The organism is Pseudomonas sp. 5P_5.1_Bac1 (genome assembly GCF_025466015.1).
In the GTDB taxonomy this organism is placed as follows: Bacteria; Pseudomonadota; Gammaproteobacteria; order Pseudomonadales; family Pseudomonadaceae; genus Aquipseudomonas.
In genome coordinates, this window is record NZ_JANLNX010000116.1 from 1 (window position 1) to 21,354 (window position 21,354).

The 21,354-nt window shown below is 64.1% G+C and carries 12 protein-coding genes and 1 pseudogene; 7 read left to right on the forward strand and 6 right to left on the reverse strand.

The window, feature by feature from the left end; all coding sequences use genetic code 11:
• Positions 1 to 3,893, reverse strand: a 3,893-nt coding sequence (locus NTD82_RS27315; protein WP_262130971.1) for a retention module-containing protein, incomplete at its 3' end; no start/stop codon positions are given.
• 346 nt (positions 3,894 to 4,239) lie between these two features.
• Between NTD82_RS27315 and NTD82_RS27320 the strand changes: the two genes are divergently transcribed.
• The 3 genes from NTD82_RS27320 to NTD82_RS27330 are packed head-to-tail and all read left to right on the forward strand — an operon-like array spanning position 4,240 to position 9,143.
• Complete coding sequence (locus NTD82_RS27320) at positions 4,240 to 5,592, forward strand: TolC family outer membrane protein (protein WP_262130972.1); 1,353 nt, start codon at positions 4,240 to 4,242, stop codon at positions 5,590 to 5,592.
• Positions 5,593 to 5,626: 34 nt separating this feature from the next.
• Positions 5,627 to 7,780 carry a type I secretion system permease/ATPase gene (locus NTD82_RS27325; RefSeq protein WP_095159859.1) on the forward strand — a complete coding sequence of 718 codons (2,154 nt, stop codon included), beginning with the start codon at positions 5,627 to 5,629 and terminating at the stop codon, positions 7,778 to 7,780.
• Positions 7,770 to 9,143 (forward strand): HlyD family type I secretion periplasmic adaptor subunit, encoded by a 1,374-nt coding sequence (locus NTD82_RS27330; protein WP_095159860.1) that lies wholly within the window; start codon positions 7,770 to 7,772, stop codon positions 9,141 to 9,143. The genes NTD82_RS27325 and NTD82_RS27330 overlap by 11 nt, the downstream gene beginning before the upstream one ends.
• Before the next feature lie 86 nt (positions 9,144 to 9,229).
• Here the strand turns inward: NTD82_RS27330 and xpt are convergent, their stop codons facing one another.
• Together xpt and rep are read right to left on the reverse strand one after the other, a co-directional pair.
• On the reverse strand, positions 9,230 to 9,799 hold the full coding sequence (gene xpt, locus NTD82_RS27335; protein WP_095159861.1) for a xanthine phosphoribosyltransferase: 570 nt from the start codon (positions 9,797 to 9,799) through the stop codon (positions 9,230 to 9,232).
• A gap of 66 nt (positions 9,800 to 9,865) precedes the next feature.
• A complete protein-coding gene (rep, locus tag NTD82_RS27340) occupies positions 9,866 to 11,875 on the reverse strand; it encodes a DNA helicase Rep (protein ID WP_095159862.1) in 2,010 nt (669 codons plus the stop codon).
• A gap of 266 nt (positions 11,876 to 12,141) precedes the next feature.
• On the opposite strand from rep, the gene NTD82_RS27345 reads away from it, so the two are divergent.
• Positions 12,142 to 13,806: a putative bifunctional diguanylate cyclase/phosphodiesterase gene (locus NTD82_RS27345; protein ID WP_262130973.1), complete on the forward strand. Its 1,665-nt coding sequence runs from the start codon at positions 12,142 to 12,144 to the stop codon at positions 13,804 to 13,806.
• Between the two features lie 387 nt (positions 13,807 to 14,193).
• Here the strand turns inward: NTD82_RS27345 and NTD82_RS27350 are convergent, their stop codons facing one another.
• Positions 14,194 to 15,576 (reverse strand): NorM family multidrug efflux MATE transporter, encoded by a 1,383-nt coding sequence (locus tag NTD82_RS27350; protein ID WP_262130975.1) that lies wholly within the window; start codon positions 15,574 to 15,576, stop codon positions 14,194 to 14,196.
• 131 nt (positions 15,577 to 15,707) lie between these two features.
• On the opposite strand from NTD82_RS27350, the gene NTD82_RS27355 reads away from it, so the two are divergent.
• The 3 genes and pseudogenes from NTD82_RS27355 (at position 15,708) to NTD82_RS29525 (ending at position 18,781) form a co-directional block, all read left to right on the forward strand.
• Entirely contained in the window at positions 15,708 to 16,652 is a 945-nt protein-coding gene (locus tag NTD82_RS27355) for a LysR substrate-binding domain-containing protein (RefSeq protein ID WP_262130976.1), read from the forward strand.
• A gap of 149 nt (positions 16,653 to 16,801) precedes the next feature.
• A pseudogene (locus tag NTD82_RS29520) lies at positions 16,802 to 17,914 on the forward strand (Cache 3/Cache 2 fusion domain-containing protein); the annotation flags it as partial.
• A 135-nt stretch (positions 17,915 to 18,049) separates the two neighbouring features.
• Positions 18,050 to 18,781 carry a methyl-accepting chemotaxis protein gene (locus NTD82_RS29525; protein ID WP_410017093.1) on the forward strand — a complete coding sequence of 244 codons (732 nt, stop codon included), beginning with the start codon at positions 18,050 to 18,052 and terminating at the stop codon, positions 18,779 to 18,781.
• A 108-nt stretch (positions 18,782 to 18,889) separates the two neighbouring features.
• On the opposite strand, the gene NTD82_RS27365 is transcribed toward NTD82_RS29525, so the two are convergent.
• A complete protein-coding gene (locus tag NTD82_RS27365; protein ID WP_262130978.1) occupies positions 18,890 to 20,272 on the reverse strand; it encodes a VOC family protein in 1,383 nt (460 codons plus the stop codon).
• Between the two features lie 98 nt (positions 20,273 to 20,370).
• Complete coding sequence (locus NTD82_RS27370; protein WP_262130979.1) at positions 20,371 to 21,270, reverse strand: LysR family transcriptional regulator; 900 nt, start codon at positions 21,268 to 21,270, stop codon at positions 20,371 to 20,373.
• Positions 21,271 to 21,354 lie beyond the last annotated feature (84 nt).

Genomic DNA, 21,354 nt, shown 5'->3' on the forward strand with positions numbered 1-21,354 from the left:
TTGCCGCCTTCCTGAACGGTGCCGGTGGCGGACAAGGTCAAACCGGTGGTGTCCAGACGAGCCGGGTCATCGGTCACGACGGTGGTCGGCGTGCCTGCGGTTTCCAAGTGCTCGTAGTTGCCGCCGGTGACGCCAGTGATGCTGTTGGTCAGCGGGGTGTTGGTGTTCAGCACGTTGTTCGGTGCGATGAAATCGACCGAGCCGCTCGAGGCGTTAACCGGAATAGTGATCGACTGGCCGTTGGCCAGAGTGATCACCAACGGAGCGCCGGTCACTGGCGCAGTAACCGAAGCGGTGTAAGTGACCACACCACCTTCAACAGCACTGGCAGTCGCCGTCAGAGTGACGGTCGACGTATCAATCGAATCCGTAACAGCAGTAACCGCTGCGGTCGGGCTGACTTCCAGGTGCTCGAAGTCACCGCCAGTGGTGCCGGTCACGGTCACGCTGACGTTTCCGCCATCCACGTACACGGTGTCTTTCGGCGCTGCGAAGGTCACGCTGCCTTCAGTCGCATCCTTGGCAATGGTGATGGTCTCACCGTTGCTCAAGGTGATCTTCATCTCGGTGCCAGCCGGATTGGTCAGCTTGGCGGTGTAAACGATGCTGCCGCCTTCCTGGACGGAACCGGTCGCGGACAAGGTCAGGCCAGTGGTGTCGAGGCGAGCCGGATCATCGGTGACCGTGGTGGTGGTCGTGCCGGTGCCTGCAACGAGGTTTTCGTAGTTGCCACCGCTCACGCCGGTGATGCTGTTGGTCAGCGCCGGGTTGGTGACGGTGACGTTGTTCGGTGCAGTGAAGTCAACCGAGGCCGAGCTCTGTCCGACCGGAATAACGATGGTCTGGCCGTTGGCGAGGGTGACGGTGACCGGGGTGCCGGTAACCGGCGCAGTCACGGACGCGGTGTAGGTCACCACGCCGCCTTCGGTCACGCTCGGGGTGGCGGTGAGGGCGACGGTGCTGGTGTCGAATGTGTCGGTCACGCTGGTGACGGCAGGCGTACCACTGACCGCCAGGTTCTCGAAGTTGCCGCCATCGACTTTGTCGACGGTGACACTGATGGTCCCCGCGCTTTTGTAAACGTCGTCCGCCGGAGCGGCGAACGCCACGCTGTTGGTGGTCTGGCCGGCGGCGATGACGATGATCGCGCCGTTGGACAGGGTGACGGTGGTCGCGGTGCCGGCCGGGTTGGTCAGGGTGGCGGTGTAGATGATCTGGCCGCCTTCGGCGACGGTAACGGTGGCGCTGATGCTCAGGCCGGTGGTGTCGGTGCTTTCGGTGACGGTGGTCACCGCCGGGGCAGTATTCGGCACCAGACTTTCGAAGTCGCCGCCGCTCACACCGGTGATGGTGGTGCTGATCGGCGTCTCGCCCTTGTAGACGTCATTTGGCGCAGTGAACTGTGCGGTGCCGCTGCTGCTGCCGACCGGGATGGTGATCGACAGTCCGTTGGACAGGGTCACAACCACCGGTGCGCCGGTCACCGGCGAGGTGACGCTGGCGGTGTAAGTGATCACGCCGTTTTCCGCCACGCTCGGGCTGGCGCCGAGGCTGACGGTGGTGGTGTCGGTCGAGTCGGTAACGGTGGTCACGGCCGGCGCCGGGTTCGGCACCAGGCTTTCGAAGTTGCCACCGGTCACGCCGGTGATGGTGGTGCTGATCGGTGCGGCGCCATTGTAGACGTCGTTTGGTGCGGTGAACTGTACGGTGCCGCTGGTGCTGCCGACCGGGATGGTGATGGTCTGACCGGTGGACAGGGTGACGATCACGGGTGCGCCGGTCACCGGCGAGGTGACGCTGGCGGTGTAGGTGATCACGCCGTTTTCGGCAACGCTCGGGTTGGCGCCGAGGGTGACGGTGGTGGTGTCCACGCTGTCGGTGACGGTGGTTACGGCTGGTGCCGGGTTCGGTACCAGGCTTTCGAAGTTGCCGCCGGTTACGCCGGTGATGGTGGTGCTGATCGGCGTAGCGCCGTTGTAGACATCGTTCGGTGCGGTGAATTCAACGCTGCCGCTGCTGCTGCCAACCGGAATGGTGATGGTCTGGCCGTTGGACAAGGTGACGACCACCGGTGCGCCGGTTACCGGCGAGGTGACGCTGGCGGTGTAAGTGATCACGCCGTTTTCCGCCACGCTCGGGCTGGCGCCGAGGCTGACGGTGGTGGTGTCGGTCGAGTCGGTAACGGTGGTGACCGCCGGCGCCGGGTTCGGCACCAGGCTTTCGAAGTTGCCACCGGTCACGCCGGTGATGGTGGTGCTGATCGGCGCGGCGCCGTTGTAGACGTCGTTCGGTGCGGTGAACTGCACGGTGCCGCTGGTGCTGCCGACCGGGATGGTGATGGTCTGACCGGTGGACAGGGTGACGATCACCGGGGCGCCGGTCACCGGCGCGGTGACGCTGGCGGTGTAGGTGATCACGCCGTTTTCGGCAACGCTCGGGTTGGCGCCGAGGGTGACGGTGGTGGTGTCCACGCTGTCGGTGACGGTGGTGACGGCCGGGGTGGTGCTCGGCACCAGGCTTTCGTAGTTACCGCCGGTCACACCGGTGATGGTGGTGCTGATCGGCGTGGCGCCGTTGTAGACGTCGTTCGGTGCGGTGAATTCAACGCTGCCGCTGCTGCTGCCAACCGGAATGGTGATGGTCTGGCCGTTGGACAATGTGACGACCACCGGCGCGCCGGTCACCGGTGCGGTGACGCTGGCGGTGTAGGTGATCACGCCGTTTTCGGCAACGCTGGCGCTGGCGCCCAGGTTGACGGTAGTGGTGTCGATGGAGTCGGTGATGGTGGTGACGGCAGGCGTCGTGCTCGGCTCCAGGTTCTCGAAGTTGCCCCCCGACGCGCCGGTGATGGTCACGCTGACGGTGCTGCCGTTGGCGTACACGTCATTGGCCGGGGTCGGCACTTGCACGGTGCCGGTCACTTCGCCGGCCGCGATGGTGATCACTGCGCCGTTGGACAGGGTGACGGTCACCGGCGTTTGCGCCGGATTGGTCAGGCTGGCGGTGTAGGTGATCACGCCGCCTTCGGTGACGCTGCCGCCCGCGGTCAGATTGAGCGTGGTGGTGTCGAGGGTGTCGACGATCTGGGTGACCGCCGGGGTGGTATTCGGGGTGAGGGTCAGGCCGTCGCCACCGGTGGTGCCGGTGATGGTGGTGGAGATCTGGCGGTCATCCAGGTAGACGTTGTCGCTGGACGGAATCACCACGGTGACATTGCCGGTCAGCTGGCCAGCGGAAATGACGATGACCTGGCCGTTGGACAGGGTCACGCGCAGATCAGAGGTCGGCGCCTGGGTCAGGGTCGCGGTGTAGACGATCGCGCCGCCGGCCTCGGAAACGTTTGGCGTGGCGCTCAGCGTCAGGCTGCTTTCCAGGGGCGTGGCAGTGGCGGCGAGGGTCTGATTGGTCGTGTCAGGCGCGCCGGTGAAGTCTTCATTGAGCGTGGCGGCAAAGTTCAGGCCTTCGGTCTCGTAACCGATAACCGGCGCCACGGAACCGGCGGTGGCGTCGAGCATCACCACACTATGGCCACCACCGGCGGCACCGCCGCCCTGGGACATCGGGCCAGCCGCAGTCGCTTCGAGGTCTTGCGTCGGGTCAGCACCGGCGGCGATGGCCTGCTGCAGCTCCTCGACCGAAGGCGCGGCCTGAGCGGCGATCTCCTCGATGTTGGTGGTGCTGTCCGGAGAGTCAGCGCTCCACTGCGTATCACGACCCAGGTCGATGGTGCGCCCGTCGGTCAACTCCAGGGTGATGGCGCCGGAGAGGCCCGTCAAAACCTGGTCGCCGGCAAACAGGCGGTCGCCTTCTACCAGTACACGTTGAACACCTTCAGGGGATACAGCCATTACCTGGCCAATAACACGTTGGACGATGGCGACAACACTGCTCATGACACTCTCCGAACTAACCGTTCTAATGTGGCTTCCATACGCATTGGGCTGTTGTTGCCGCTATCTGCTTGGAATGTTTCGCAAGACGTTCTGACTTACCGTCAAACTTATGGCGCCGAGTTCTTTTTAATTCTTTTGAGTCAAACTATTGACCCGGTGGTCGCCATCCTAAACAATCGGCTTACTAATGTCACATTGATATTTCAACCGGTGAAGCCCTGTTGATCTGTGATGTGGTTCTCATTAGGAAATTTCCGACACGCGGTTTCTTTTTATAGCCATTTTCTGGCGAGATGCCATGTTTTGCGCTGATTTGGGACAAAAAGGTCCCTGGGGAAAATACGAAATGCGTTTGCCCGTCCTGACTGCCGCAGCACTGTTTTTTGGCGCCAATTTTTGTTCCGCACAGACCCTGCCCCAAGCCATGCAACAAGCCCTCGAAACGCACCCGGAAATCCAGGCTGGAGTGAACGGTAGACTCGCGGCCGACAAACAGGTTCGCGTTGCCCAGGGCGGCTACCTGCCCAAGGTCGATGTGCTGGCCGGCTACGGCCGCGAAAGTACCGACAGCACCACCACCCGTGCCGCTGGCGGTAGCGACCACTGGGAAACCCTGAATCGCGGCGAGTCCAGCGTCCGTCTGCGGCAGATGGTGTTCGACGGCTTCGCCACCTCCAACGAAGTGGGTCGCCAGCAGGCCACCGCCAACTCCCGCGCCTATGCGCTGCTGGATTCCTCCGAGCGCACCGGCCTGGCCGTGTCCCGGGTCTACCTCGATGTGCTGATGCGCCGCGACATGGTGCGTCTGTCCGAGGACAACCTGCGCAGCCACGAACGCATTTACGATCAGATCCGCCTGCGCACCTCTCGCGGTGTAGGACGCCAGGCTGACATGGACCAGGCCGAAGCGCGCCTGGCCTCGGCAAAAAACAACCTGCTGACGGAACAAACCAACCTGGCCGATGCACAAACCAATTACCTGAGTGTCGTTGGTCAACTGCCCGATGAACTGAGCCCGCCCCCGCCGTTCATCGACCTGCTGCCAGCGACCCTCGATGAAGCCCGCCATCAAATGGTCGAAAGCAACCCGGCCCTGCGCTCGGCGGAATCGGACATCGCCGCCGCCGACAAGCAATACGAAACTGCCAAATCACGGTTCTACCCGCGCTTCGACGCCGAACTGGGCCGCAGCGCGAACAACAACGTCGACGGCGTGAGCGGACACAACAACGAGTGGCAGGCCATGGTGCGGATGAGCTTCAACCTGTACGACGGCGGTAGCGACAAGGCGGACCTGGAATCCAAGTCCTACATGGCGAGCCAGGCGCTGGATATTCGCAACAATGCCTTGCGTCAGCTCAATGAGGAGTTAGGCTTGGCGTGGAATGCTAAGCAGAACGCCGATGCGCAGGTGCCGATCGCTGAGCAATATGTCCAGCACAGCAGCAACGTGCGGACCGCCTACCAGAGCCAGTTTGGCCTCGGTGAGCGCACACTGCTCGACCTGCTCGACAGCGAGAACGAATTGTTCAGTGCCCAGCGCCGTCTGGCGGAAGTCAAAACCGTTCAACTGTTTACTCAGTACCGGATCAAAGCGACCATTGGTCAGTTACTCAGGAGCCAGGGCGTCGTGGCACCGATGGCAACCGTCGTACAGAACGACATCAAGCCCAGAGTAAACTTGCCCGGGCTCAACTGATTAACGGCCCCCCCTAGCCAGCAAGGAAGTCCGCGTGGATTCATCTGTCAGCAGAAACCTCACCCATGACCCGCGAAGCCTGCACGACGATCCGCTGCTGGACAGCCTGCTGTCGCTCTGCGTGTTGCACCAGAAGCCCGCCAGCCGCGCCATGCTCACCACGGGCCTGCCGCTGCCGGCGCAGCGCCTGAGTCCCGAGCTGCTCTCGCGAGCGGCGGCCCGGGCCGGGCTGCAAGGGCGCCTGTTGCAGCGCAAGCTGGAGCACATCCCGAGCATCGCCATGCCGACCATGCTGCTGCTCAAAGATGGGCGCAGCACCGTCCTGCTCGGCTGGGAGAATGAAAACACCGCGCGACTGCTGCTCAGTGAGAGCGACGGCGGCGAGGTGCATGTCAGCCGCGAGGCACTGGAAGCGGACTACGCAGGCCGGGTGTTCTTCGCTCAGCCGCAGCACAAGTTCGATGTGAACCACGGCAACCTGATCCCCCGGGCCCGTTCCTGGTTCCGCGACACCCTCAAGCGCTCGCGCTGGCTCTACGCCGACGCCATCGCCGCCAGCCTGATCATCAACATCATCGCCATGGCCGCGCCGCTGTTCGTGATGAACGTCTACGATCGCGTGGTACCGAACCAGGCCACCTCGACCCTGTGGGTGCTGACGATCGGCATCGCCGGTGCGTATGTCTTCGACCTTATCCTCAAGGGCTTGCGCAGCCTCTGCCTCGATCTGGCCGGGAAAAAGACTGACCTGATCATTTCCGCCACGCTGTTCGAGCGCATCGTCGGCATGTCGATGAAATACCGCCCGGCGCGGGTCGGCAGCTTTGCGCAGAACATCCACGAGTTTCAGGGGCTGCGCGACTTCCTCGCCTCCTTGACCCTGGCCAGCCTGATCGACCTGCCGTTCACCCTGCTGATTCTGATGGTGATCGGCATTATCGGCGGCCATCTGGTGTGGGTTCCGATCGTCGCCTTCCCGTTGGCCCTCGGCATCGGCTATGCCTTGCAGAGGCCGCTGACGGCGACGCTGGAGCGGACCATGGCCCTGGCCTCCGAGCGCCAGTCGAGCCTGATCGAAACCCTCGCCGGTCTGGATGCGGTCAAGGTCAACAACGCCGAAAGCGAACGCCAGTACATGTGGGAACAGACCATCGGCACCCTCAGCCGCCTTGAACTGCGGGTGAAAGTGCTGTCGGGCCTGGCGATGAACATCACCTTGCTGATCCAGCAACTGGCCGGGGTCGCGATGATCTGCTTCGGTGTCTACCAGATCATGGCCGGCAACCTCAGCATGGGCGGCCTGATCGCCTGCTACATGCTCAGCGGCCGGGCCCTCGGCCCGCTGGGCCAACTGGCCGGCCTGCTGACCCGCTACCAGCAGGCCAAGGTGACCATGGTGTCCACCGACCAGATGATGGAGCTGCCGCAGGAGCGCAATTTCGAAGAGCGCCCGCTGAGCCGTCAGGTCCTGCAGGGTGCCCTGGAATTCCGTGGTGTCGACTTCACCTACCCGAACCAGCAGAACCCCGCGCTGAAGAACATCAGCATGGCCATCCGTCCGGGCGAGAAGGTCGGCATCATCGGCCGCAGCGGCTCGGGCAAAAGCTCGCTGGCCAAGCTGGTGGTGGGCCTCTACGAGGCCGACGCCGGCTCGCTGCTGGTGGACGGCGTGGACATTCGCCAGATCGACGTCAGCGAACTGCGCCACAACCTCGGCTATGTGCCGCAGGACATTCAACTGCTGGCCGGCACCCTGCGTGACAACCTGGTCAGCGGGGCGCGCTACGTCGAAGACGAGATGGTCTTGCAGGCCGCCGAGCTGGCCGGCGTGCACGAGTTCGCCCGGCTTCACCCGCAGGGCTATGAATTGCAGGTCGGCGAACGCGGCCAGAACCTTTCCGGTGGTCAGCGGCAGAACGTGGCCCTGGCCCGCGCGCTGCTGCTCAATCCGCAGATCCTGTTGCTCGACGAACCTACCGCGGCCATGGACAACACCGGTGAAGAGCGCCTCAAGCAGCGCCTGCAAGCGGTTATCGAACACAAAACGGTGGTGCTGGTGACACACCGCGCCTCGTTGCTGTCGCTGGTGGACCGGTTGATCGTCATCGACCGCGGGCAGATCGTCGCCGACGGCCCGAAAGCCGCCGTCATGGATGCGCTCAAGAAGGGGCAGATCAGTGTTGCTTAAGTCAGGAGTTGGGCGGTTCAAGGATGTCTTGCGCGGCTATTTCAAGGGTTCACAATCGTTCGGCGGCGAGCCGCTGCCGGAGGTCAACAAGGCGCTGGTGGAAGATGCGCCGCGCATCGTCCGGCTGACCATCTGGGGCATCATCGCCTTCTTCCTGTTCCTGGTGCTGTGGGCCAACTTCGCCGTGCTGGATGAAGTCACTCGTGGTGACGGCAAGGCCATCCCGTCCTCGAAACTGCAAAAAATCCAGAACCTGGAAGGCGGTATCGTCGCGCAGATTTACGTCCATGAAGGCCAGGTGGTTGAGTCCGGGGCGCCGTTGCTGCGCCTGGACGACACCCGCTTCGTCTCCAACGTCGGCGAGACCGAGGCGGACCGCGTGGGCCTGTCCTTGCGGGTCGAGCGCCTGAGCGCCGAGGCCGAGGACCGGCCGCTGAACATCGACGCCGAGCTGCGCAAAGCCGCGCCGAGCCAGGCGTCCAGCGAAGAATCCCTGTACCAGAGCCGGCGCCAGCAATTGCAGGACGAAGTCGGCGGCCTGCAGGAGCAATTGGTGCAGCGTCAGCAGGAACTGCGCGAGTTCTCCTCCAAGCAGGCGCAATACCGCAACAGCCTGCAACTGCTGCGCCAGGAGATCGGCATGTCCGAGCCGCTGGTGGCGCAGGGCGCGGTGTCTCCGGTGGAAGTGCTGCGGCTCAAGCGCGCCGAAGTGGAAAACCGTGGCCAGCTCGATGCGACGTCCCTGGCGATCCCGCGGGCCGAGTCGGCGATCAAGGAAGTCGAGCGCAAGATCGACGAAACCCGTGGCAAGTTCCGCAGTGACGCGCTCACCCAGCTCAACGAGGCGCGCACCGATCTGAACAAAACCCAGGCCACCGGCAAGGCGCTGGAAGACCGGGTCAGCCGCACGCTGGTCACCTCGCCGGTGCGGGGCATCGTCAAGCAGGTGCTGGTCAACACCATCGGCGGCGTGATCCAGCCGGGCAGCGACCTGGTGGAGATCGTGCCGCTGGACGACACCTTGCTGGTGGAAGCACGGATCCGTCCGCAGGACATCGCCTTCCTGCACCCGGGCCAGGAAGCCATGGTCAAGTTCACCGCCTATGACTTCACCATCTACGGCGGCCTCAAGGCCAAGCTGGAGCAGATCGGCGCTGACACCATCACCGACGAAGAGGGCAACACCTTCTACCTGATCAAGCTGCGCACCGACCGCAGCCACCTGGGGACGGACGAGAAGCCGCTGCTGATCATCCCAGGCATGGTGGCTTCGGTGGATATCATCACGGGCAAGAAGAGTGTGCTGAGCTACCTGCTCAAGCCGATTATCCGGGCGCGGGCGGAGGCTCTTCGGGAGCGGTGATCAAGGTTTAACGTCCCAGCCATGAAAAAGCCCGCCGCCACATCACTGTGGCGGCGGGCTTTTTACATCCGGGCCGAGGGGCTCGGTCAGAGGAAGGTGACCTGGCCGCCTTCCAATGATTTGACCCGGGCCAGCGATTCAACGCGGTAACCCTGGCTGTCCAGCTCGGCGCGGCCGCCCTGGAACGACTTCTCGATGACGATGCCCAGGCCGGCAACGGTCGCGCCCGCCTGCTTGATGATCGAGATCAGCGCTTGCGACGCCTTGCCGTTGGCCAGGAAGTCGTCGATGACCAGTACGCGGTCGCTGCTGTTGAGGTGACGCGGCGAGATGGCCACGGTGTTCTCGGTCTGCTTGGTGAAGGAATACACCGAGGCGGTCAGCAGGTTTTCAGTCAGGGTCAGGGACTGATGCTTGCGCGCGAACAGCACCGGCACGCCGAGCTTCAGGCCGGTCATCACCGCCGGGGCGATGCCGGAGGCTTCGATGGTGACGATCTTGGTCACGCCGGAGTCGGCGAACAGACGGGCGAACTCATCACCGATCAGTTGCATCAGCGCAGGGTCGATCTGATGGTTGAGAAACGCATCGACTTTCAGTACCTGGTCGGAAAGCACGATGCCTTCTTCGCGAATCTTCTGGTGCAGTGCTTCCACTGGTGTTTCCTCGGATGTAAGCAAAAGGCCCCGGCAATGAGCCAGGGCGATTAAAGGGGTGATTATCTACCGTTTGAGCATGGCACGGATATCGGCCAATGCCGTATTGCCTCGCGCTGCCTTGACCTCGGTGGGTGCGTCGTCCAGGCCTTCCCAGGCCAGATCGTCGGCCGGCAGCTCATCCAGGAAGCGGCTCGGCGAACAATCGATGATCTCGCCGTACTGCTTGCGCTTGGCGGCGAAGGTGAAGGCCAGGGTCTGGCGAGCCCGGGTAATGCCGACATACGCCAGGCGGCGTTCTTCCTCGATGGTGTCGGCTTCGATACTGGAGCGGTGCGGAAGAATCTCCTCCTCCATGCCCATGATGAACACGTAGGGAAATTCCAGGCCCTTGGATGCGTGCAACGTCATCATCTGCACGCCCTCGGCGCCGTCCTCTTCTTCCTGCTGGCGCTCCAGCATGTCGCGCAGCACCAGCTTGCCGATGGCGTCCTCGATGGTCATGTCGCCGTCTTCGTCCTTTTCCAGCGTGCTTTTCAGCGCGTCGATCAGGAACCAGACGTTGCCCATGCGGAAGTCCGCGGCCTTGTCGCTGGAACTGTTGGTGCGAATCCAGTTTTCGTAATCGATGTCCATCACCATGCTGCGCAGCGCGGCGATCGGATCTTCCAGCGCCACCTGCTCGCGGACCTTGTCCATCCAGGTCTTGAAGCGGTGCAGGCGATCGGTGAAACGGGTGTCGAGATGCTCGCGCAGGCCCAGTTCTTCGCTGGCGGCGTACATCGAAATCTTGCGCTCGGTGGCGTAGTTGCCGAGCTTTTCCAGGGTGGTCGAGCCGATTTCCCGGCGCGGCACGTTGATCACCCGCAGGTAGGCGTTGTCGTCGTCCGGGTTCACCAGCAGGCGGAAGTAGGCCATCAGGTCCTTCACTTCCTGGCGCCCGAAGAAGCTGTTGCCGCCCGACAGGCGGTACGGCACCTGATGGTGCTGCAGTTTCAGCTCGATCAGCTTGGCCTGGTAGTTGCCGCGATAGAGGATGGCGAAATCGCTGTACGGACGGTCGGTGCGCAGGTGCAGGCTGAGGATTTCCATGGCCACCCGCTCGGCCTCGGCTTCCTCGTTCTTGCAGCGGATCACGCGGATTTCGTCACCGTGGCCCATCTCGCTCCACAACTGCTTCTCGAACGCGTGCGGGTTGTTGGCGATCAGCACGTTGGCGCAGCGCAGGATGCGGCTGGTGGAGCGGTAGTTCTGCTCCAGCATGACCACTTTGAGCGACGGGTAGTCGTCCTTGAGCAGCATCAGGTTTTCCGGCCGCGCGCCGCGCCAGGCGTAGATCGACTGGTCGTCGTCGCCCACCACGGTGAACTGGTTGCGCGTGCCGATCAGCATCTTCACCAGCAGGTACTGGCTGGCGTTGGTGTCCTGGTATTCGTCCACCAGCAGATAACGCACCCGGTTCTGCCACTTTTCGAGGATGTCGGCGTGCTCTTCGAAGAGTTTCACCGGCAGCAGGATCAGGTCGTCGAAGTCCACCGCGTTGAACGCCTTCAGCGTGCGCTGGTAGTGGGCGTAGACGATGGCGGCGGTTTGTTCCTTGGGGTTGCGGGCTTTCTCCAGCGCTTCGGGCGGCAGGATCAGGTCGTTTTTCCAGGCGCCGATCATGTTCTTGATCTCGTCGACGCCGTCGTCCCCGGAGTATTCCTTCTGCATGATGTCGGTCATCAGGGCTTTCACGTCGGTTTCGTCGAAGATCGAGAAACCGGGCTTGTAGCCCAGCCGCTGGTGTTCCTTGCGGATGATGTTCAGGCCGAGGTTGTGGAAGGTCGACACCGTCAGGCCGCGGCCCTCGCCCTTGCGCAGCAGGGTGCCGACCCGCTCTTTCATCTCCCGCGCGGCCTTGTTGGTGAAGGTCATGGCCACGATGTACTGGGCGCGAATCCCGCACTGCTGGATCAGGTAGGCGATCTTGCGGGTGATCACGCTGGTCTTGCCGGAGCCCGCGCCGGCAAGTACCAGAAGCGGGCCGCCGACGTAGTTCACGGCTTCTTGCTGCCGGGGATTGAGTCGGGACATGACGTAAACCGGGGGTGGTTGAAAAATAGCCGCGCAGTTTAACAGGGGATCGTCGCCATGGCGCGACCGTCTGACAGTGTGACGCAGCACAATATCCAGATTTGCCGGCTTTGCTACTTTCCATCAGGATGCGTGCCCGGATTGAACGGTTTTCCAGAAACGGCAACGCCGTGCTCCAAGTGAAAATCATTTACATTAGTGCGTGGTGTCGTTTTCCTATCATTCAGCGTCAATGACTGCGTCCGCGTGCTAACTAAGGAGAGAGCTTGTCTACGCCTGCCGAACCGTTGCGTTTGCTGCTGCTGGCCGAAGAGCCCGAATGGGCCGTCGCCCTCGGTGAATCGCTGTTGCCGTTGGCGGGCGCCGCGGTATTGCTGACGGCGCCGAGCTGGGAGTCGGTGGACAGCCTGTTCGCCCGCGACCGCAACGCCGTCGTCCTGGCCACGCCGGGTCGCCAGCCGGCGCCGGGCCGCTGCGACCTGCCGATGGTGCTGCTGCTGGACGCCGAACCGGCCAGTGCGCCGCCCGGCGTCAGCGACTGGCTGGTGCGCGGACAATTGGGCAGCGACACCGTGCGCCGCTGCCTGCGCCATGTGCGTGAGCGCGGCGTGCTGGAAGCCACGCTGCAACGCCTCGCCGAGCAAGACCCACTGACCGGCATCGCCAACCGCCAGGGCTTCCAGACCCTGCTGGCGGCACGGCTGGCCGAGAACGAAGGCCGTGGCGTTGCCCTTGGCCACCTCGACCTCGACAACTTCCGCCATGCCAACGACGCCCTCGGCCACCAGGGCGGCGACCGCCTGATCCTGCAGGTGGTGGGCCGGCTCAAGAGCCAACTGGAAGCCGGTGACCGCCTTGCCCGCCTGGGCAGCGATGAATTCGCCCTGCTGATCGACACCCGCCGCGAGCCGCAACGCGCCGAGTGGATGGCTGAACGCATCGTCGAAGCCCTCGCCGAACCCTACTGGATCGACGGCGAAAGCCTGCTGGTCGGCTGCAGCCTGGGTGTCGCCCATGCCCGCGCGCTGGCCGGTGCCGACCCGCTGATGTGGCACGCACACATCGCCATGCAGCAGGCCAAGAGCACCCACGGCTGCACCTTCCACATCTTCGACGAGCGGATCAATCAAAACGCCCGCAGCATGGCCGACCTGGAAAGCGAGCTGCGCCGCGCCCTGCGCCGCGACGAACTGGAACTGCACTACCAGCCGCGCCTGGACCTGAGCGAAGGCCGCATTGTCGGCCTCGAAGCCCTGGTTCGCTGGCGCCATGCCGAGCGCGGACTGTTGCCGCCGAGCGAATTCGTCCCGCTGGCCGAGCAGAGCGGGCTGATCGTGCCGCTGGGCTATTGGGTGATTTCCCGCGCCTTGCGCGATGTCCAGGTGTTGCGCGAGCGGGGTCTGGCGCCGCTGCACATGGCGGTGAACCTGTCATTCCGCCAGTTCCAGGACAGCCAGTTGCTGGCGACCCTGAGCCGACTGATCGTGCAGCACGGCGTCGATGCGCGCTGGTTGGAATTCGAACTGACCGAAACCGCGGTCATGCGCCGCAACGATCTGGTCAAACAGACCATGGACGCCCTCGGGCGGCTGGGCGTGCGCTTCTCGCTGGACGACTTCGGCACCGGCTTCTCGTCGTTCGTGCACCTCAACAGCCTGCCGATTGCCCTGCTCAAGGTCGATCGCAGCTTTGTCGCCGGCATGGAACAACGTGAAGAAAACCGCAAGCTGGTCCACGCCATGATCAACCTGGCGCACAACCTGCACCTGGAAGTGGTGGCCGAAGGTGTGGAAACCACCGAGCAACTGGAGCTGTTGCGCAGTTTCGGCTGCGACCAGGTGCAGGGTTACCTGATCAGCAAGCCGCTGGCGATCGAGCCGCTGGTGGAGTTTTTGCTGGCGAATGCGGCGCAGCGGCCGGTGGCGTTGTAATCAACGCGGAGGCCAAAAGGCGCCAGTCAGCAGACCTGAGAATGGCGATCAGGCGCTAGCCGACAGTTCTTCAACGCTCTCAAGATCGAGCGCCGCCCGCGCGGCGCATCGCGAGCAAGCTCGCTCCTACATAGGTTGCAGCGTGCCTATGTCTGTCAGGCCATGGTTGACCGCCTTGTTTGTACGACGCGGTATCGAGTCGACCTCAACAGCTTCCCCGCGACTCATCGCCAAACGCCAAGGGCGGACAACACCTCTCTGGCAGGCCATGGCACGTTGCAACAAATGTAGGAGCGAGCTTGCTCGCGATTCGATCTTGATAGCGCCGAAGAACTATCGGCTAGCACCTAGTGAACCTGCGAGGATGTAGGTACCCCAGCAGCGATATCAAGGCCGAACAGGCATTCCCACACCCGCCCCGCCCATCATCCGCTTCATCCGCCACTCAAACGCCCACGTCAGGCAGATCGCCGCGCACGCCAGCCCCAGCGCCAGACCCCACCAGACCCCGACCGCGCCCATGCCCAACGGGAACGCCATGATCCACGCCGCTGGCGCACCAATCAGCCAGTAGCAGCCCAGGCCCACCAGGAAGGTGGTCTTGGCGTCCTTGAGGCCGCGGATCGAGCCCATGGCGATGGTCTGGATGCCGTCGAACAGCTCGAACCACGCCGCCACCATCAACAGGCTCACCGCAAGCTGAATCACGCCGGTGAAGGCCGGGTTGTCGCGGTCGAGGAACAGGTTCACCAGCGGCTCCGGTACCAGCCAGAACAACACCGAGAAGCCCAGCATCAGCGCCGCGCCAAAACCGATGCCGATCCGCCCGGCATGCCGCGCCGCCAGCAGGCGATCAGCGCCGTAATGCAGGCCGACGCGCATGGTCACCGCATACGACAACCCCGCCGGCACCATGAACGCGGTCGAGACGATCTGCAGGGCAATCTGGTGCGCCGCCAGTTCGGTGCTGCCCATGGTGCCCATGCACAGCGCCGCGAAGGCGAACAGCCCGACCTCCACGGTGTAGGTGCCGCCAATCGGCAGGCCCAGCCGCCACAACTCGCGCAGGGCCGGCAGCGACGGCCGCGAAAGCTGTTTGCGGATTGGGTAGGGCGCGTAGGCCGGGTGCTTGCGGATATACAGCGCCAGGGCCACCGCCATGCAGTTGGCGACGATCGCGGTGACCAGGCCGATGCCCATCAGGCCAAGTCTGGGCAAACCGAACATGCCTTCGATCAGCGCATAGTTGAGCAGGAAATTGAGCACCGTCCCCACCACGCTGATGACCATCACCGGCGACGAGCGCCCCAGCGCGCTGGTGAAACCGCGCAGGGCCATGAACGTCAGGTAGCCGGGCAAGGCGAACGGCAGCAACAGCAGGAACTGGCTGGCGTGCTCGACGTTACCGGGCGTCTGGCCGAGCAGCAGAAGCACCGGCGACAGGTTCCACAGCACCAGCGCCGCCACCACCGCCATCACCCAGCCCAGCCACAGCCCGGCCTGGGTCAGGCGGGTGGCGCCGTCGGTGTCGCCGGCGCCATGGCGGATCGCGACCAGGGTGCCCACCGCGGCAATCACGCCGAGGCAGAAAATCGACACGAACGAATAGCTCGCCGCGCCCAGCCCGCCACCGGCCAGGGCTTCGGGGCTGATCCTGGCCATCATGAAGGTGTCGGTGAGCAGCATCAGCATGTGCGCCAACTGCGAGGCAATCAGCGGCCCCGCGAGCCGCAGCAGTGCCTTGAGTTCATGAGTCGACGCGGCCTGCATGATCGGTGTCCTTGCCTGAAGAAGAGAGAAGCCAGCAATTTTCGGCCTTTGCAGCGCGGCGCACAAAAGGATAAAAACGATCACTGGCATGATTAAAACTCATGCGAAGATGCGCGCCAGGAGGTTCGCCCATGTCCCACCGTCTTCCCCCGCTGTACGCCCTGCGCGCCTTCGAGGCCGCCGCGCGGCACAGCTCGTTCACCCGCGCGGCGGATGAGTTGAACATCACCCAGAGCGCGGTGAGCCGGCATATCCGCACGCTTGAAGAGCACTTCGCCTGCCGCCTGTTCATCCGCAACGGTCGCAGCCTGCAACTCAGCGAGGCGGCGCGGCTGTTGCTGCCCGGCGTGCGCGAAGGCTTCGCCGCGCTGGAGCGCGCCTGCAGCACCCTGCGCAGCGAAGACGGCGTATTGCGCATGAAGGCACCGTCGACCCTGACCATGCGCTGGCTGCTGGCGCGGCTGAGTCGCTTCCGCCATTTGCAGCCCGGTAACGAGGTGCAACTGACCAGCGCCTGGATGGATGTCGACCATGTGGACTTCAACCAGGAGCCGTTCGACTGCGCGGTGCTGCTGGGCGACGGGCACTTTCCGCCGGACTGGGAAGTCAGCCGGCTGTTCTCCGAACTGCTGGTGCCGGTGGGCGCGCCCGAATTGCTCAAGGAAGGCCCGTGGACCGTGGAGCGCCTGGCCGCCTGCGAGTTGTTGCACCCGACCCCGGACAAGCGCGACTGGCGCACCTGGCTGGCGCGCATGGGCCTGACCGAGCAGATTTCGCTCAAGGGCGGCCAGGTGTTCGACACCCTGGAGCTGGGCATGATCGCCGCGGCACGGGGCTACGGCGTGTCCATGGGCGATCTGCTGATGGTCGCCGAGGACGTCGCCCAGGGCCGGCTCAGCCTGCCGTGGCCGTCGGCGGTGGCCAGCGGCCTGGATTACTTTCTGGTCTGGCCGCGCACCCGCCCCGGCGGCGAGCGCCTGCGCCGCCTGAGTGATTTCCTGCAGGGCGAAGCCCGGGCCATGCAGTTGCCAGAAGTGGAAATGCTGCAGGCAAATGAGCTCAACGGCAGCGAATGATCGTTTGCGCTGAATATCCGGGTGGGGCGCTCAAGTAATCCGCTAAAAAGCCGAATCTAAAGGGCGAGGGCCTCAGGAGAAAGGCCCGGTCTTTTTATGCCGACGGTGCAGCGATCACGATGATCCCTGCCGGATTGCCAGGAGTTTTCATGTCTCGACCTCGCGCCCGAATTGCCTCGCAGCTCGGTATCGCCCTTGCCGCCGTGCTGGCCGTGGTGATTACCGGCAGCACCCTGTTCGCCCTGCGCTCCCTCGACCACGCCAACCTGATCACCCGTCAGGAACACTTGGCCAGCGAAGCGCGGTTGTTGGCCGACCAGCTCAACACCTTCCACAGCACCCTGCGTGAAAGCACCCAGCGCCTCGCCGGCCTGTTCGAACAGCGCTTCAAGAGCGGCCTCAGCGTGCAGGCCGGTACGTCGATTCCGGTGGCCGGGGTCGCGACGCCGGGCCTGTTCCTCGACGGTCAGGCGCTGAACAACGACTTCAGCGAAGTGGACGAATTCCGCAACCTGACCGCCGGCGCCGCCACCGTGTTCGTGCGCAGCGGCGACGACTTCGTGCGCATCAGCACCTCGCTGACCAAGCAGGACGGCAGCCGCGCCATCGGCACCCTGCTGGACCGCCAGCACCCGGCCTACGCCCGCCTCATGGCCGGGCAAGCCTACGTCGGCCGCGCGCTGCTGTTCGAGCGCTCGTACATGACCCAGTACACCCCGGTGCGCGACAGCGCCGGGCAAGTGATCGCCGTGCTGTTTGTCGGCTTCGACTACACCGACGCGCAGAACGCCCAGTTCGCCAACCTCAAGCGCTTCCGCATTGGCCAGACCGGTTCGCTGGCGCTGCTCGACGAACAAAAACGCTGGCTGGTGACGCCGGCCGGCTCCACCTCCGCCGAGCCCAAGGCGCTGGATGATGTACTCGCGCACCCCGGCGAGGGGCATTTCTGGAATGACGGCAGCGAGGCGTTGTACAGCGTTGCCGCGCCGTTCGCCGATGGCCCGTGGACCGTGCTGGCGAGCATGCCCGAGGCGGAAATCCGCGCGGTGACCTGGAGCGTCGGCATACGCCTGGCCATCGGCAGCCTGCTGTCGATGCTGCTGGCGGTGGGCGCCACGCTCTGGCTGCTGCGGCGCAAGCTGCGCCCGCTGAGCGATCTTGTGCAACAGGCCGAAGCCCTCGGCGCCGGCGATCTGGATGTGCGCCTGAAAGTCGCCAGCGACGATGAAATCGGCCAGCTCGCGCAGAGCTTCAACCATATGGGCGAAGCGCTGGCGAGCATGGTTCTGCGGATTCGCGAGGCCGCGCAGCAGGTCGGCAACCGTGCCCACGCCCTGGCCGATTTGTCGTCCGGCGCCTGCGACGGCATGGAACAGCAATCCGGCGAGATCAACAGCATGGCCGGCGCGGTGGAAGAGTTCAGCGCCACCTCGATGAACATCGCCGACAGCATGGGCAGCACTGAGCGCATGGCTCAGGACAACGCCCAGCAGACCCGCATCGGTCGTTCATCGATGGAGGAAGCTTCGTCGTCCCTGCAACAGATTGCCGGCGCGCTCGGCGACACCGCCAAGGTGATCGACGTGCTTGGTGCCCGCTCCCAGGAAATCGGCGGCATTGTCGGGGTGATCACCTCGATTGCCGAACAGACCAACCTGTTGGCGCTCAATGCCGCCATCGAAGCGGCGCGGGCCGGCGAGCAGGGGCGCGGTTTTGCCGTGGTCGCCGACGAGGTGCGCAACCTCGCGGCGCGCACCCGCAAGGCCACCGATGAAATCTCGGTGATGATCGACAGCGTGCAACAGCAGACCGGCAACGCCATCAGCACCATGGAGCAGGGCAATCGCCTGATGCAGGAAGGTCTGGAACGGAATGTCCGGGTGGCCGAGGCGCTGATGCGGATCGACGAGCAGAGCCGCAGTGCCGGCGAGCAATTCGCCGCCATCACCACCGCAACCCAGGAACAGAGCGCCACGGCCACGTTGCTCAGCAGCAACCTGCAGAGCATTGCGCTGGCCAACAGTGAACAGCGGGAAGTGGCGAGCAACCTTGCGGCGACGGCGCGCGAGCTGGAGGGTTTGGCGGGGCAGTTGCGGGAGGAAGTGGGGCGGTTTCGGGTCGGGCGTTGACTAGAGATTGGGGCCACTTCGTGCCCCTTCGCGAGCAAGCTCGCTCCTACAGGGTTTTAACCGGTGTGCGCCGGTGACCTGTAGGAGCGAGCTTGCTCGCGAAGCACTTCAGACATGCAACATCAACGCCTCAGCACAAGCCGCAAGCGACCGCTGTTCACTCGCCGCATACAACGCCAGTTCATCCTGCACCCGCTGCCCCAGCGCGTCCTCGAACGCGTCGCGGTTGGCATTGCTGCCATATTCCGCCTGACCGTCATCCCCAAGGTTGGACTGGAAGATCCCCGCCGCGCTGACCGGCAGAAAGTCCTCGTACACCAGCGCCTCATAGTGGATATGCCCGGCCTCGATCAGCGCCTCCAGGCCGGTCGGCCGCTGCGCTGAATCCCGCGCGGCGAGGCCCTTTTCCGTCGGGAAATAACGGAAATACGCCAGGCCCTGCTCGCGCATCTGCCGCAGGTCGTCGGGGAAGGCGCGGAAATGCTCGGCGAGCAGGCTCATGTAGCGGTTGGCGTTGCTCTCGGCCGGCGCGCCGCCCAAGGCGTCGCGGGTGGCGTCGAGCAGTTGGTCGTAGAGCTGGCGGCCTTTGGGGGTCAGCGCCGCGCCGCGTTGTTCGATTTCACCGAAGCGCGCGGTGTGGCTGCCCTCGGCGTCACTGAAGGCGATGGTCTCCTGCAACGCCTTGAAGCTGGTCTGCCGCAGCAGGATCGGGTGGCGCCGGGTGGGCGGGCCTTCGATCACCGCCTTGGGCGGAATTCCCGCGGCCGGCATGCCGAGCTGGATCGCGTCGATATCCAGGGTGCGCGGGGTCAGGTGATTGATATGCGGGCCTTTGAACGCCACCACATCGGCGATCAAACGGTGCTGGTCGTGCAGTTGTTTGTACTGTTCGGCAGTCACTGTGGCTTCGTGATGCCAGCGGAAGGTGTGCAGGGCTTCGTTGACGAACGCGCTGGCATCTTCGTCATTCAGGCCGCAATCACGTTCGCTTTGCTCTATCAGTTGCAGCGCGCGGGGGGTGAAGATCTGCCGCTGTTCGAGGATCGAGCGGGCCAGCTCGCGCAGGGCCGGATCGTCGATCAGTTCCAGGCGTAGCAGCGAGGTGAAGACCCGGAACGGGCTGATATGCAGCGACTGTTCATGCACCGGGCGAAACGCCGTGGAATGCACCGGCACGCCCGCCGGGCTGAGGTCGTAATAACCCACGGGCTGCATGCCCATGACCGCGAACAGGCGGCCGATGGTGGCCAACTCTTCCGCCGTGCCGACGCGGATGGCGCCGTGGCGTTCCTGGTCGAGGCGTTCGATTTCGCCGGTCCAGCGCAGGGCCTCGGCGACTTCCGGCCGGCTGGCGATCACCTGTCGATTGACCTCGCTCACCAGCGTCAGCAGCGTGCCGTAGAGCGGGACTTCCTGCTTGTACATAAGCGACATGGCGGTGGAGAACCGTGCGCGGATGTGGTCCGGGCTGACGAAATCTTGAGCGGGCATCGCAAGCTTCCTGGTGAGTGATCGGGGCGCTGATACATGAAAGCGAGGAATGCTGTTGGACTTCAAGCGAAAAAAAGTCGAGCAGTCATTCCGTCAATTCAGGACCTATCGTTCGCGACTTGCTGATTGATCCAATCCACCAGGCAGCGCACCTTCGGCACCTCGGCGGCGTGCTCGGAAAACGCCAGGAAGTGCGCGCCGTGGCTGCGCATGCGATGCGGCCACGCCACCACCAGTTTGCCCTCGGCCAACTCGGTCTGCGCCAGGTAACTCGGCACCAGCGCTACGCCGCAGCCGGCCTGGGCGGCGCTCAGGCACATATGAAAGGTGTCGAAGCGCGGGCCGTGATAGCTGTTGGCCGAGTGCAGGCCCTGTTCGAGAAACCATTCGTGCCAGGCTTCCGGGCGGGTGGTGCTTTGCAGCAGCACCAGGTCGCCCAGCTCGCTGGCGTCATTTAGCGTGCGGCCCTGCAACAGCTCCGGCGCGCACACCGGCAGCACATCCTCGCCGAACAGCTCGATGCAGGTCGCCCCCGGCCACGTGCCCTGGCCATAAAAGAACACTACGTCGGCCTTGGCCTGGAGCAGGGCGAAGGGCTCCATTTCATTGCGGATATCCAGGTGGATATTCGGGTGGCGCTTGCCGAAGCCCTTCAAGTGCGGGATCAGCCAGCGCACGCCGAAGCTGGGCTGGGTGGCGACCTTGAGCACCTCGGTCTGCTCGCCGTACGACAGGATGTAGCGGCTGGACATGTCCACCTGGGTGAGGATCTTGTTCACCTCCGCCAGGTACAACGCGCCGGCCGGCGTCAGTTGCAGGCGTCGGCGGATGCGCAGGAACAGATGATGGCGGAGCATTTCTTCCAGTTGCGCCACCTGCTTGCTCACCGCGCTCTGGGTCAGGTGCAACTCCTCGGCGGCGCGGGTGAAGCTCAGGTGCCGGGCGGCGGCTTCGAAGCACTGCAAGGCGGCCATCGATGGCACCAGACGTTTGGACATGGCAGCGGCTCCTGGCCGAAAGGTCATTACCTGGCGGAATGATGTACGGAATAAAGGTCGTTTGTTGCGCCAGAGTGATCGGAT